Annotated in this window: 15 protein-coding genes; 14 read left to right on the top strand and 1 reads right to left on the bottom strand. The window is 70.7% G+C overall.

Annotation, left to right across the window (positions count from 1 at the left end; all coding sequences use genetic code 11):
* Positions 1–144 precede the first annotated feature (144 nt).
* Positions 145–1,005 carry an SAM-dependent methyltransferase gene (locus ACWD5D_RS21255; protein ID WP_451374283.1) on the bottom strand — a complete coding sequence of 287 codons (861 nt, stop codon included), beginning with the start codon at positions 1,003–1,005 and terminating at the stop codon, positions 145–147.
* A gap of 511 nt (positions 1,006–1,516) precedes the next feature.
* Here ACWD5D_RS21255 and ACWD5D_RS21250 point away from each other — a divergent pair.
* The 14 genes from ACWD5D_RS21250 (at position 1,517) to ACWD5D_RS21185 (ending at position 11,633) form a co-directional block, all read left to right on the top strand.
* Entirely contained in the window at positions 1,517–2,119 is a 603-nt protein-coding gene (locus ACWD5D_RS21250) for a hypothetical protein (protein WP_094220509.1), read from the top strand.
* Between the two features lie 293 nt (positions 2,120–2,412).
* The gene (rpsP, locus tag ACWD5D_RS21245; RefSeq protein ID WP_451374282.1) at positions 2,413–2,841 is read left to right on the top strand and encodes a 30S ribosomal protein S16; all 429 of its coding nucleotides are present in this window, start codon (positions 2,413–2,415) and stop codon (positions 2,839–2,841) included.
* Positions 2,842–2,846: 5 nt separating this feature from the next.
* Positions 2,847–3,086 (top strand): RNA-binding protein, encoded by a 240-nt coding sequence (locus ACWD5D_RS21240; protein WP_005479813.1) that lies wholly within the window; start codon positions 2,847–2,849, stop codon positions 3,084–3,086.
* Between the two features lie 82 nt (positions 3,087–3,168).
* Entirely contained in the window at positions 3,169–3,723 is a 555-nt protein-coding gene (gene rimM / locus ACWD5D_RS21235; RefSeq protein ID WP_451374281.1) for a ribosome maturation factor RimM, read from the top strand.
* Positions 3,723–4,556 carry a tRNA (guanosine(37)-N1)-methyltransferase TrmD gene (gene trmD, locus ACWD5D_RS21230; protein WP_451374280.1) on the top strand — a complete coding sequence of 278 codons (834 nt, stop codon included), beginning with the start codon at positions 3,723–3,725 and terminating at the stop codon, positions 4,554–4,556. The genes rimM and trmD overlap by 1 nt, the downstream gene beginning before the upstream one ends.
* 135 nt (positions 4,557–4,691) lie before the next feature.
* Positions 4,692–5,042, top strand: coding sequence for a 50S ribosomal protein L19 (gene rplS, locus ACWD5D_RS21225; RefSeq protein ID WP_451374279.1), 351 nt, complete (start codon positions 4,692–4,694; stop codon positions 5,040–5,042).
* Between the two features lie 65 nt (positions 5,043–5,107).
* A complete protein-coding gene (lepB, locus tag ACWD5D_RS21220; protein ID WP_451374278.1) occupies positions 5,108–5,824 on the top strand; it encodes a signal peptidase I in 717 nt (238 codons plus the stop codon).
* Complete coding sequence (gene lepB / locus ACWD5D_RS21215; RefSeq protein ID WP_451374277.1) at positions 5,817–6,968, top strand: signal peptidase I; 1,152 nt, start codon at positions 5,817–5,819, stop codon at positions 6,966–6,968. Before lepB (ACWD5D_RS21220) ends, lepB (ACWD5D_RS21215) begins: the two co-directional genes overlap by 8 nt.
* Positions 6,859–7,800, top strand: coding sequence for a signal peptidase I (gene lepB / locus ACWD5D_RS21210; protein ID WP_451374276.1), 942 nt, complete (start codon positions 6,859–6,861; stop codon positions 7,798–7,800). The genes lepB (ACWD5D_RS21215) and lepB (ACWD5D_RS21210) overlap by 110 nt, the downstream gene beginning before the upstream one ends.
* Before the next feature lie 66 nt (positions 7,801–7,866).
* The gene (gene lepB, locus ACWD5D_RS21205; protein WP_451374275.1) at positions 7,867–8,649 is read left to right on the top strand and encodes a signal peptidase I; all 783 of its coding nucleotides are present in this window, start codon (positions 7,867–7,869) and stop codon (positions 8,647–8,649) included.
* A gap of 1 nt (position 8,650) precedes the next feature.
* Positions 8,651–9,187 carry an NUDIX hydrolase gene (locus ACWD5D_RS21200; protein ID WP_451374348.1) on the top strand — a complete coding sequence of 179 codons (537 nt, stop codon included), beginning with the start codon at positions 8,651–8,653 and terminating at the stop codon, positions 9,185–9,187.
* A gap of 56 nt (positions 9,188–9,243) precedes the next feature.
* The gene (locus ACWD5D_RS21195; RefSeq protein ID WP_003965949.1) at positions 9,244–9,552 is read left to right on the top strand and encodes a DUF2469 domain-containing protein; all 309 of its coding nucleotides are present in this window, start codon (positions 9,244–9,246) and stop codon (positions 9,550–9,552) included.
* 88 nt (positions 9,553–9,640) lie between these two features.
* Entirely contained in the window at positions 9,641–10,006 is a 366-nt protein-coding gene (locus ACWD5D_RS21190; RefSeq protein ID WP_451374274.1) for a YraN family protein, read from the top strand.
* 1 nt (position 10,007) lies between these two features.
* Positions 10,008–11,633 carry a YifB family Mg chelatase-like AAA ATPase gene (locus ACWD5D_RS21185; protein WP_451374273.1) on the top strand — a complete coding sequence of 542 codons (1,626 nt, stop codon included), beginning with the start codon at positions 10,008–10,010 and terminating at the stop codon, positions 11,631–11,633.
* The last annotated feature ends 6 nt before the right edge of the window (positions 11,634–11,639 follow it).

Genomic DNA, 11,639 nt, shown 5'->3' with positions numbered 1-11,639 from the left:
ACGACACGTCGCGGCACACACGGGTGGCGCCCACGGACACGGGCTCCTGCTCGCCGCCGCCCGAGCGCACTCCCCAAGGGGCGCGGGGAACTGCGCGACCAGCCACGACGGCGCCGCAGCCGACCAACGGCACACCCGGCGGAGCTACACGCGGGCGATCAGGTACCGGAACACGTTGTGCATCCAAACCGTGCCGTCGGGACGCCGGTACGGATGCAGCGCCTCCACCAGCTCCTTGTCCACCTGCTTACGGTCGGTCGCCGCGATCGCCGCGTCGAACAGCCCCGTCGACACCAGCCCCCGTACCGCACTGTCGATGTCCGCGTACCCGAACGGGCAGGCCACCCGGCCGGAGCCGTCCGGCTTCAGCCCGGCGCGCTGGGCGACCTCCTCCAGGTCGTCCCGGCGGGCCGGCCGCCAGCTGCGGGCGCTGCGCAGGGGATCGGCCAGCTTCGTGGCCACCCGCAGCACCGAGGAGGTGGCGCACCGCTCCGGCGGGCCCCAGCCGGCCAGCACCACGGCCGCCCCGCGCCCGGCGAGGGGCAGCGCGGACGCCAGCAGTTCACCCAGCCCGTCGGCGTCGTCGGCGAGACAGCCGATCGGCTCGAAGACGGTCACCAGGGTGTACGCGGGCGTCTCCGCGTCGGCCGCGTCCGCGGGTGAGCCGTCGACGATGCGCGTGCCGCCCCGCGCGAGCGTGCCGGGCGGGGCGTCCGGCAGCAGGCGCTCGCGCGCGAGGGCGAGCCGTTCGGGCGAGGTGTCGACACCGGTGACCGCGGCGGCCCCTCGGGAGGCTGCCGCCAGCAGGGCGAGCCCGGTGCCGCAGCGGAGCCCCAGCAGCCGGGTGGCCGGGCCCACCTCGAGCCGGTCGTACACGGTCTCGTGGAGCGGGACAAGCATCCGCTCCTGGATCTCGGACCAGTCACGCGCGCGTGCGCACAGCTCCCCGTCCGGTGGTTCGGAACCCGGGTGGGGCAGGTGCTCCCGCACGAGCGTAGGTGTCATAGGTAAGCGCCCCAATCCGCCGACAGATCGTCGCAGTGCCCGATTGCGTGGCCCCCGTGCCGTGCGCGCGCACTTCCCACGTATGTCAGGTAACTCCCGGCTCGCGGTGTCGTCCAGTGGGCGTGGAGCCCCGCTTGCGTGCCGCGGCCGGGTCTGGCGAGATTTCACGTCCCCGAAACCTGGGGGACGGGCCGGTGGGGGGCGCCGAGCAGGCACCCGGTAACGTCGCCGTCGTTTCCGGCGCTGAGGAAGACGGCGGGTCCTGTCGCGAGAGCGGCCGAAACACCACTTGCGCATCCCCCGACCACAGCCGTACCGCCATGCGGAGGACGGCTACGCGTGGGGTCGTACGTCAGACTACGCACCGGCTTGGTACGAGCTGTGAGGCTTCTCCGCAGATCAGCGCACCCGCCCTCGTCAGGACGCATCAGCGGCAACTGACGGGTAAGTGCAAAATATTTGGGTTGCCCCGGAATCGGAACACAGCGGCACCCCCGCTCGTTGTCCTTACGTGAGCACGACACAGACACCACCTGTTCTCGCCGCAGAGCTGGCACAGGCGTGGGCCGACATTCAGCGGTACCACCCCGAGCTGCCGGACCTTGCCGCGCCAGAGTCCCTGATCGGGGAGTCGTCGTCCGCGTGCGGTCACGAACTCTCCTTCGAGCGACTGCTCCATGAGGCAGTCCACGGCATCGCCGCCGCCCGAGGGGTCCGCGACACCTCCCGCGCCGGCCGCTACCACAACCGTCGCTTCCTCGCCATCGCCGAGGAACTGGGCCTGGACCACCCCGAGGAACCGCACCCGAGCAGCGGCTTCTCCCTGGTCACGCTCAACCCCGAGGCGAAGCGGCGCTACCGCCCGACCATCGAGCGTCTCCAGCGCGCGCTGAAGGCCCACACGGTGGCCACCTCCGCCGACACGAGCCGCACCTTCCGGGGCCCGGCCGCCCGCCACGGATCCTCCGGCGGCGGCGTCCGCGTCAAGGCGGTCTGCGACTGCGGCCGCAACGTCCGCGTGGTCCCGTCGGTCCTCGCCCAGGCCCCCATCGTCTGCGGCGGCTGCGGCAAGCCGTTCCGCATCCCGGAGGTCGTGGGAGCGGCGGCAAGCTGAGACCGCGACTGCTCGTGGCAGCCGCGATCCAGCTCGACGCCGACCCGCGTGCCGGGCGGCGCACCCGACGCACCTCACCTCCGCGCCGGGTACCGCCCGGGCATGCCCAAGATCATCCCGCCCCCTCGGCCGAAAGCTGCCCGCGGGGTGTGGCAGAATGGCCAGCTGTACTCGACAGCCGCACAGGACCCCTCTCTCCTCCGGCTGACGCGTCCATCGGGCACTCGGGTACCGCAACCCCACGCGGCAGCTCGCCGTGCCCAACCACGTCAAAACCAGGAGATTCCACTCCCGTGGCAGTCAAGATCAAGCTGAAGCGTCTGGGCAAGATCCGTTCGCCTCACTACCGCATCGTCGTCGCCGACTCCCGTACCCGCCGTGACGGCCGGGCCATCGAGGAGATCGGCAAGTACCACCCGACCTACAACCCGTCGGTCATGGAGGTGGACGCCGAGCGCGTCGCCTACTGGCTGGGTGTCGGCGCGCAGCCGACCGAGCCGGTTCTCGCCATCCTGAAGAAGACGGGCGACTGGCAGAAGTTCAAGGGCGAGCCGGCTCCCGCGCCGCTGCTCGTCGCCGAGCCGAAGGCCGTGCGTCCGTCGTTCGAGGCTCTCGGCGGTGACGACGAGGGCAAGGGTGAGGCGATCACCCAGAAGAAGAAGGCTGAGAAGAAGGACGAGGCGGCCGCTGAGTCCTCTGCGGCTGAGTCGACCGAGGCCTGAGCAGCATGCTCGAAGAGGCGCTTGAGCACCTCGTGAAGGGCATCGTCGACAACCCTGACGATGTGCAGGTCGCCTCGCGCGACCTGCGCCGCGGGCGCGTGCTGGAGGTCCGGGTCCACCCCGACGACCTCGGCAAGGTGATCGGCCGCAACGGCCGCACCGCACGCGCCCTGCGCACCGTCGTGGGCGCCATCGGCGGCCGCGGTGTCCGTGTCGACCTCGTCGACGTGGACCACGTCCGCTGACGCTTCATCGCAACCGGCTCGGGCCGGGGAGGGCCACTGGGCCGTCCCCGGCCCGCAGTCGTATGACAGGAGATCTGTACTCGTGCAGTTGGTAGTCGCGCGGATCGGCCGTGCCCATGGCATCAAGGGCGAGGTCACCGTCGAGGTACGTACCGACGAGCCGGAGCTGCGGCTCGCTCCCGGCGCCGTCCTGACCACCGACCCGGCCTCCGCCGGGCCGCTCACCATCGCCACCGGCCGCGTGCACAGCGGCCGCCTCCTCCTGCGCTTCGAGGGCGTCGGCGACCGCAGCGGCGCCGAGGCCCTGCGCAACGTCCTGCTGATCGCCGAGATCGACCCCGAGGAACTCCCCGAGGGCGAGGACGAGTACTACGACCACCAGCTGATCGACCTCGACGTGGTCACCGAGGACGGGACGGAGGTCGGCCGGATCACCGAGATCTCGCACCTGCCCTCCCAGGACCTGTTCATCGTCGAGCGCCCCGACGGCAGCGAGGTGCTGATCCCCTTCGTGGAGGAGATCGTCACCGAGATCGACCTGGAGGAGCAGAGGGCGGTCATCGCACCCCCGCCAGGCCTGATCGACGACCGCGCCGAGATCGTCTCCACCCGGGACGCGGAGGAGGAAGAGTCCTGATGCGCCTCGACGTCGTCACGATCTTCCCCGAGTACCTCGAGCCGCTGAACGTCTCCCTCGTCGGCAAGGCACGCGCGCGTGGGCAGCTCGACGTCCACCTGCACGACCTGCGGTCCTGGACGTACGACCGGCACAACACGGTCGACGACACGCCCTACGGCGGCGGCCCCGGCATGGTCATGAAGACCGAGCCCTGGGGCGATGCCCTGGACTCGGTCCTCGCCGACGGCTACGAGACGGGCTCCCACGCGCCCGCTCTGATCGTCCCCACCCCCAGCGGCCGGCCCTTCACCCAGGAACTCGCCGTCGAACTCTCCGAGCGTCCCTGGCTGATCTTCACGCCCGCCCGCTACGAGGGCATCGACCGCCGGGTGATGGACGAGTACGCCACCCGGATCCCGGTCTACGAGGTCTCCATCGGCGACTACGTCCTCGCCGGCGGCGAAGCGGCCGTCCTCGTCATCACCGAGGCCGTCGCCCGGCTGCTGCCCGGCGTCCTTGGCAACGCCGAGTCCCACCGGGACGACTCCTTCGCGCCCGGCGCGATGGCGAGCCTCCTGGAAGGCCCCGTCTACACCAAGCCGCCGGTCTGGCGCGGCCGGGACATCCCCGAGGTGCTGCTCAGCGGCCACCACGGCAAGATCGCCCGCTGGCGCCGCGACGAGGCCCTCAGGCGTACCACGGCCCACCGGCCCGACCTGATCGAACGCTGCGAGCCCACGGCCTTCGACAAGAAGGACCGCGAGATGCTCTCCATCCTGGGCTGGTCCCCGGACCCGGAGGGCGAACCGTACGGCCGATTTTGGCGCAGAACCGAGGCCGTGGAAGAATAGGCCGCTGTTGTGCGCCCGTCCGGCGTGCGCCCCTGCCGCAGGGGGACACGACGCCCGCCCCGACCCGCACGGCAGACCTCTTGTACACCTAGTTTCCGTTGATGACCTGTGGCATCAGCGAGGAAAGCAGACGAAATGTCTCACGTGCTCGACACCGTCGACGCCGCGTCGCTGCGCAGCGACATCCCGGCCTTCCGTCCGGGTGACACCGTCAACGTCCACGTCCGCGTCATCGAGGGCAACCGCTCCCGTGTGCAGCAGTTCAAGGGCGTTGTGATCCGTCGCCAGGGCTCTGGTGTCCGCGAGACCTTCACGGTCCGCAAGGTCTCGTTCTCCGTCGGCGTCGAGCGCACCTTCCCGGTGCACACCCCGATCGTCGAGAAGATCGAGCTGGTCACCCGTGGTGACGTGCGCCGCGCCAAGCTGTACTACCTCCGTGAGCTGCGCGGCAAGGCCGCGAAGATCAAGGAGAAGCGCGAGAACTGAGCGTCTTCCCGGGGGTGACCCGGGAAACGTGGTGGCACAGCGGGGGCGGATAGCATCTGGCCCCGATGGACACCGAAGCGCAGCCGACGGAACGCGACCGCTCCTCCCACCCCGGAACTCCGGGGCCGGAGGGCCGGTCGCGTTTCGCGTTGGTGGCACGGATCGCCGACTGGCTGCCGGGCGGCCTGATCACCCTCACCGTCTTCGCCTGCCTGGTCTTCCTGCTGCTCCTCAACACGTTCGTGGTGCGGCCGTTCCAGATCCCGAGCGGATCGATGGAACAGGGATTGAGGATCGGGGACCGCGTTCTCGTAAACAAGTTGGCATACGGTTTCGGCGGCCGGCCGCGCCGCGGTGACGTGGTTGTCTTCGACGGATCCGGGTATTTCGGGGACGCCGACTACATCAAACGCGTTGTCGGAGTGGGCGGCGACCACGTCGTCTGCTGCGACAAGAACGGGAGGCTCGAGGTGAACGGCCGGTCGGTCGACGAGACGGCGTTCCTGTACCCCGGGGACACCCCGTCCACCGTGCCCTTCGACGTCGTCGTGCCCGAGGGCCGGCTCTTCCTCCTCGGTGACCACCGCGGCGACTCCAGCGACTCGCGCGACCACCTCGGCTCGCCCGGCGGCGGCATGATCCCCGTCGGCCGCGTCATCGGCCGCGCAGACTGGATCGCCTGGCCGTACAGCCACTGGACGCACCTGCGGCGTCCCGCCGCCTACGCGCGCGTGCCGGCGGCCGACGCGCAGCGGCCTGCGGGGGCGGGTGCGCATGGGTAACCGCGGCAAACCGCGCGGGGTGTCCAGCTCGCCCGCGGACAACCTGCTGCCCACCGGCTCCCGGCGCACCTCCACGCAGGCCGGCGGCCGCACGCGCGCCGAGCGGCGCAAACTCCAGCGCAAGGTCAAGCGCAAGCGCAGGCGTTCAGCCGTTCGGGAGATTCCCCTTCTGGTCGGTGTCGCTGTCCTCATAGCGCTCGTGCTGAAGACCTTCCTCGTCCAGGCGTTCGTGATCCCGTCCGGCTCCATGGAGCAGACGATCCGGATCGGCGACCGTGTCCTGGTCGACAAGCTCACCCCGTGGTTCGGCTCCAAGCCGCAGCGCGGGGACGTCGTCGTCTTCCACGACCCGGGCGGCTGGCTCGCCGACGAGCAGACCGCCAAGAAGAACGACCCCGTCGTCGTCAAGCAGTTCAAGGAAGGCCTCACCTTCATCGGCCTGCTTCCCTCCGACAACGAGAAAGACCTGATCAAACGGGTCATCGGGGTCGGCGGCGACCATGTGAAGTGCTGCGACGCGCAGGGACGGATCACGGTCAACGGCGTGCCGCTGACCGAGGGCGACTACATCTACCCGGGGGACGCGCCCTCCGTGCAGCCCTTTGACATCACCGTCCCCCAGGGGCGCCTTTGGGTGATGGGCGATCACCGGGGTGACTCAGCGGACTCCCGCTTCCACCAGAACACCCCGTACGGGGGAACCGTGTCCGAGGACTCGGTGGTGGGCCGGGCCATGGTCATCGGCTGGCCCATCGGCCACTGGACGCGCCTCGGGGAACCTAAAACCTTCGCAAGCGTTGCCGACTCCGTGTCGGGGGCGACGGCGGGCCCCGCGCTGTCGCATAGGGTTGCCCCCGACGGTCCGAACGCAATGACCAAGCTCCCGACCCCTGCGGAACTCCCGCTCGTTATGGGAGTGGTGAGCCTGCACCGGCTATGGGGCAGGCGGCGGCACAGAGTGAGGAGTTGGCGTGGGGGATGTGGCGGTTGGCGCACGGTCGGGACACGACGGCGAGGAGGACCGCGGGCACCCTGTGGACGCGAGCGGCCCCGCTGCGGACGGCGCCGTGAACTCGGGGAACGGCTTCGCGGCGGCCGGCGACGGGACGCCGGACGAGCCGCGGCCCGGGACCGGCGGGACTGACGGAGGCGACGGCGTGGGCACGCGAGCGGCCGCGCCTCAGCCGAGGAAGCCGCGCTCCTTCTGGAAGGAGCTGCCGATCCTGATCGGCATCGCGCTCGTCCTGGCGCTGCTGATCAAGACCTTCCTCGTGCAGGCGTTCTCGATCCCGTCGGACTCGATGCAGAACACCCTCCAGCAGGGTGACCGGGTCCTGGTCGACAAGCTCACCCCGTGGTTCGGCTCCGAGCCCGACCGCGGCGAGGTCGTCGTCTTCCACGACCCGGACAACTGGCTGGCGGGCGAGCCCGCGCCCAACCCGAACGCCGTGCAGAAGGTCCTCAGCTGGATCGGCCTGATGCCGTCCGCCGAGGAGAAGGACCTGATCAAGCGGGTCATCGGGGTCGGCGGCGACACCGTCGAGTGCAAGAACACCGGCCCGCTGCTGGTCAACGGTCACGCGCTGAACGAGCCGTACGTCTACCCCGGCAACACCCCCTGCAGCCAGGACGACCAGGGCGGCCAGTTCAAGGTGAAGGTGCCCAAGGGCTTCATCTGGGTGATGGGCGACCACCGCCAGAACTCCCGCGACTCCCGCTACAACCAGGCCGACAAGAACCACGGCATGGTCCCCGTGAACGAGGTCGTCGGCCGCGCGATCGTCAAGGCCTGGCCGATCAACCGCTGGGGCACCCTGCCCGTGCCGGACACCTTCGACCAGCCCGGTCTCGGCCAGCAGGCGTCCGCGGCCCGGTCCCTCACGGTGGCACCGCAGGGCATCGTGGTGGCCGCGGTGCTGCCGGTGGCGGTGTGGCGGCGCAGGCGGGCGGGCGGCCTGGAGACCAACAAGCGGTAAGCGGCGGTCAAGGCCGCGAAAGAGGGGGCTGCACCCGCTCGGTACCGCCGGGTAGGGTGCGGGTCCATGAGCGGCGAGAGCACGACGCGTACGGCCCCGCACAACGCGGGCACAGGCACGGCACAGGCGGGCGGCGGCCGGCTCGGACAGCGGCTGTCCGGGGTGGCCGTCGCACTGGGTCTGCTGCTGTTCCTCGGAGGTTTCGTCTGGGGAGCGCTGGCCTACCGGCCGTACACCGTGCCCACCAGCTCGATGACCCCGACGATCGACGTCGGCGACCGTGTGCTCGCCCAGCAGATCGACGGCAGCGAGGTCCGGCGCGGCGACGTGGTCGTCTTCAAGGACAAGAACTGGATCAGCAACGCCAACGTGGTCAAGCGGGTCGTCGCGGTCGGCGGCGACAAGGTCTCCTGCTGCACCGACGGCAAGCTGACCGTCAACGGCAAGCAGATCGACGAGCCGTACCTGCCCAAGGGCACCCTGGCCGAGATCACGGACTTTCCGACCGTGACCGTCCCCAAGGGCCGCCTCTTCCTCCTCGGCGACGAGCGCCAGGGCTCCCTGGACTCCACGGCCCACCTCACCGACGCCGCCAGCGGCACCGTCTCCCGCAATGCCGTCTCCGCGCGGGTCGACTCCGTCGTCTGGCCCATGAAGGGCCTGCTCAAGCGCCCCACCGGCTTCGAGACCCTGGGTGCCCTCTCCCAGCCCGGCCCGGTGCGGACCATCGAGCTGATGATCGTCGCCGGTGCCGTCCTGGTCCTCGCCGGAGGCGCGTACGGCCCGATCGCGGCGCGCATGGGCCGCTCCCGTGCGAAGGCCCGTCCGGAGCCCGCCGGTGCCCGCTGAGATTCCCGCCGGGACCACGGGGCCGGGCGAGGACACCGAGCAGCACACCTTTCAGGGCGGTCCGCGCAAGGTGGCCCGGGTGATCCTGCTCGACCCCGAGGACCGCATCCTGCTCCTGCACGGCCACGAGCCCGACGACCGGGCCGACGACTGGTGGTTCACCCCCGGCGGCGGTCTGGAGGGCTCCGAGACCCACGAGGAGGCCGCGCTGCGGGAACTGGCCGAGGAGACCGGGATCACCGACGTCGAACTCGGTCCCGTGCTGTGGCGCCGGCGGTGCTCCTTCCCGTTCGCGGGGCGACGCTGGGACCAGGACGAGTGGTACTACCTGGCCCGTACGACCCAGACGGCCACCGTGGCCCTGGGCCTGACGGAGCTGGAGCGGCGCAGTGTCGCCGGAGCACGTTGGTGGACGTGTGAGGAACTGACCCGGTCACATGAGACGGTGTATCCGACCAGACTCGCCGGGCTGCTGCGCACGCTGCTCGACGAAGGTCCCCCGGCCAGACCCATGACGCTTGACACGGAAATCGTCTGAGAGCTCGTCGGACTGGCGCACAATGGTGGGATCGCACGGCTGAAGGGGAACATGCCATGAGCGCCGAGGACCTCGAGAAGTACGAGACCGAGATGGAGCTGAAGCTCTACCGGGAGTACCGAGACGTCGTCGGTCTGTTCAAGTACGTGATCGAGACCGAGCGGCGTTTCTATCTCACGAACGACTACGAGATGCAGGTGCACTCGGTCCAGGGTGAGGTGTTCTTCGAGGTGTCCATGGCGGACGCCTGGGTCTGGGACATGTACCGACCGGCTCGCTTCGTCAAGCAGGTTCGCGTCCTCACGTTCAAGGACGTGAACATCGAGGAGCTGAACAAGAGCGACCTGGAGCTTCCGGGCGGGTGACGGACTTTTCCACAACCTCCGGGTAACTCACCAAGATCCACTTCCTTTGGTGTGATGCGTGACGGTTGGCGCCGGAGGTGGTGCCGACATGAGCAAGGCACGCAGTGGACTCGGCAGGTACGGCGAGGATCTGGCAGCCCGGCGGCTGACCGGGACGGGCATGACGATCCTGCGGCGCAACTGGCGCTGCGGGCGGTCCGGCGAGATCGACATCGTGGCCCTGGACGGCAGCACGCTGGTCGTCTGCGAGGTGAAGACGCGCAGGGGCGGCGGCTATCAGCACCCGATGGCCGCCGTCACCCCGGAGAAGGCCCAGCGCCTGCTGAGCCTGGCCGAACGCTGGATCCAGACCCACGGAGGAGCCCCGCCCGGAGGCGTCCGCATCGACCTCGTCGGCGTCCTCCTGCCCCGCCGCGGCGCCCCCGTCGTCGAGCACGCGCGGGGGGTGGCCTGACATGGCATTCGCCCGCACATGCTCCGTGGCCCTCGTCGGCGTCGAGGGCGTGGTCGTCGAGGTCCAGGCCGACCTGGAACCGGGCGTGGCCGCCTTCACCCTGGTGGGCCTCCCGGACAAGAGCCTGACGGAGAGCAGGGACAGGGTTCGGGCGGCGGTGGTGAACTCCGGCGCCGAGTGGCCGCAGAAGAAGCTCACCGTCGGACTCAGCCCGGCCTCCGTGCCCAAGGCCGGCTCGGGTTTCGACCTGGCCGTGGCCTGCGCGGTACTCGGCGCCGCGGAGCGGATCGACCCCAGGGACCTCGCGGACATCGTCATGATCGGCGAACTCGGCCTGGACGGCCGGGTGCGACCGGTCCGCGGCATCCTGCCCGCCGTGCTGGCCGCCGCCGACGCCGGTTACGAGCAGGTGGTCGTACCGGAGTGCTCCGCTGCCGAGGCCTCGCTGGTCCCCGGTGTGTCCGTGCTCGGCATCCGCAGCCTGCGGCAGCTGATCGCGATCCTGGCCGAAGAACCCGTGCCCGAGGAGGAACCGGACGACCACGGACGCCCGGACCCCCTCCTGGCCGGTCTGCGCGTACCCGGCGCCGGCGCGGCCACCGGGATGTACAGCGGCGGCGCGGCGCAGTACGAGCAGGGGCAGGACCTGGCCGACGTGGTGGGTCAGTCCTCGGCGCGCACGGCGGTGGAGGTGGCCGCCGCCGGTGGACATCACCTGTTCCTGGAGGGGCCGCCGGGTGCCGGCAAGACCATGCTCGCGGAGCGGCTTCCCGCCGTGCTTCCCCGGCTCACCCGCGAGGAGTCGCTGGAAGTCACCGCCGTGCACTCGGTGGCGGGGCTGCTGCCCCCGGGTAAGCCGCTCATCGACGTCGCGCCCTACTGCGCCCCGCACCACTCGGCGACCATGCAGTCGCTGGTGGGCGGTGGTCCGGGCGTCGCCCGGCCCGGTGCCGTGGCGCTGGCCCACCGCGGGGTGCTCTTCCTCGACGAGGCTCCCGAGTTCCACAGCCAGACCCTTGACGCCCTGCGCCAGCCCCTGGAGTCGGGACACGTCGTGATCGCGCGCAGCGCGGGCGTGGTCAGGTTCCCGGCGAGGTTCCTGATGGTGCTGGCGGCCAACCCCTGCCCCTGCGGACGCTTCTCGCTGCGCGACTCCCTGTGCGACTGTCCGCCGTCGGCGATCCGCCGCTACCAGGCCCGGCTGTCCGGTCCGCTGCTGGACCGGGTCGACCTGCGCGTCGAGGTGGACCCGGTCACCCGCGCCCAGCTCGCCGACCCCGGCGCCGGGGGCGAGTCCACCGCGACCGTGGCCGACCGGGTGCGAGCAGCAAGGGAACGGTCGGCGGCCCGCCTGGCCACAACCCCGTGGCGTACCAACAGCGAGGTGCCCGGCCGGGAACTGCGCAGCCGTTTCCACGCCGTCGCGGGCGCGATGGACGAGGCCGAACGGAATCTGGAACGGGGTGTGCTCACGGCTCGCGGCATCGACCGGGTGCTCCGTGTGGCCTGGACGGTGGCGGACCTCGTCGGCCACGACCGTCCGGACGCCACCGACGTCTGCCTCGCTCTGCAACTGCGCACCGGAGTGCCGCGAGGCGTCCCCATGGCCATCGGGGCCATGACGTGACCGCCG

The sequence above is a fragment of the Streptomyces sp. NPDC002520 genome, from assembly GCF_053595235.1.
This window is presented reverse-complemented; position numbering and strand designations above follow the sequence as displayed.

Excerpts from the sequence above, each read along its gene's own strand:
- ACWD5D_RS21255 (WP_451374283.1), bottom strand. The coding sequence starts at position 1,005 with ATGACACCTACGCTCGTGCGGGAGCACCTGCCCCACCCGGGTTCCGAA.
- ACWD5D_RS21240 (WP_005479813.1), top strand. The coding sequence starts at position 2,847 with ATGCTCGAAGAGGCGCTTGAGCACCTCGTGAAGGGCATCGTCGACAAC.
- trmD (WP_451374280.1), top strand. The coding sequence starts at position 3,723 with ATGCGCCTCGACGTCGTCACGATCTTCCCCGAGTACCTCGAGCCGCTG.
- rplS (WP_451374279.1), top strand. The coding sequence starts at position 4,692 with ATGTCTCACGTGCTCGACACCGTCGACGCCGCGTCGCTGCGCAGCGAC.
- lepB (WP_451374278.1), top strand. The coding sequence starts at position 5,108 with ATGGACACCGAAGCGCAGCCGACGGAACGCGACCGCTCCTCCCACCCC.
- lepB (WP_451374277.1), top strand. The coding sequence starts at position 5,817 with ATGGGTAACCGCGGCAAACCGCGCGGGGTGTCCAGCTCGCCCGCGGAC.
- lepB (WP_451374275.1), top strand. The coding sequence starts at position 7,867 with ATGAGCGGCGAGAGCACGACGCGTACGGCCCCGCACAACGCGGGCACA.
- ACWD5D_RS21195 (WP_003965949.1), top strand. The coding sequence starts at position 9,244 with ATGAGCGCCGAGGACCTCGAGAAGTACGAGACCGAGATGGAGCTGAAG.
- ACWD5D_RS21190 (WP_451374274.1), top strand. The coding sequence starts at position 9,641 with ATGAGCAAGGCACGCAGTGGACTCGGCAGGTACGGCGAGGATCTGGCA.
- ACWD5D_RS21185 (WP_451374273.1), top strand. The coding sequence starts at position 10,008 with ATGGCATTCGCCCGCACATGCTCCGTGGCCCTCGTCGGCGTCGAGGGC.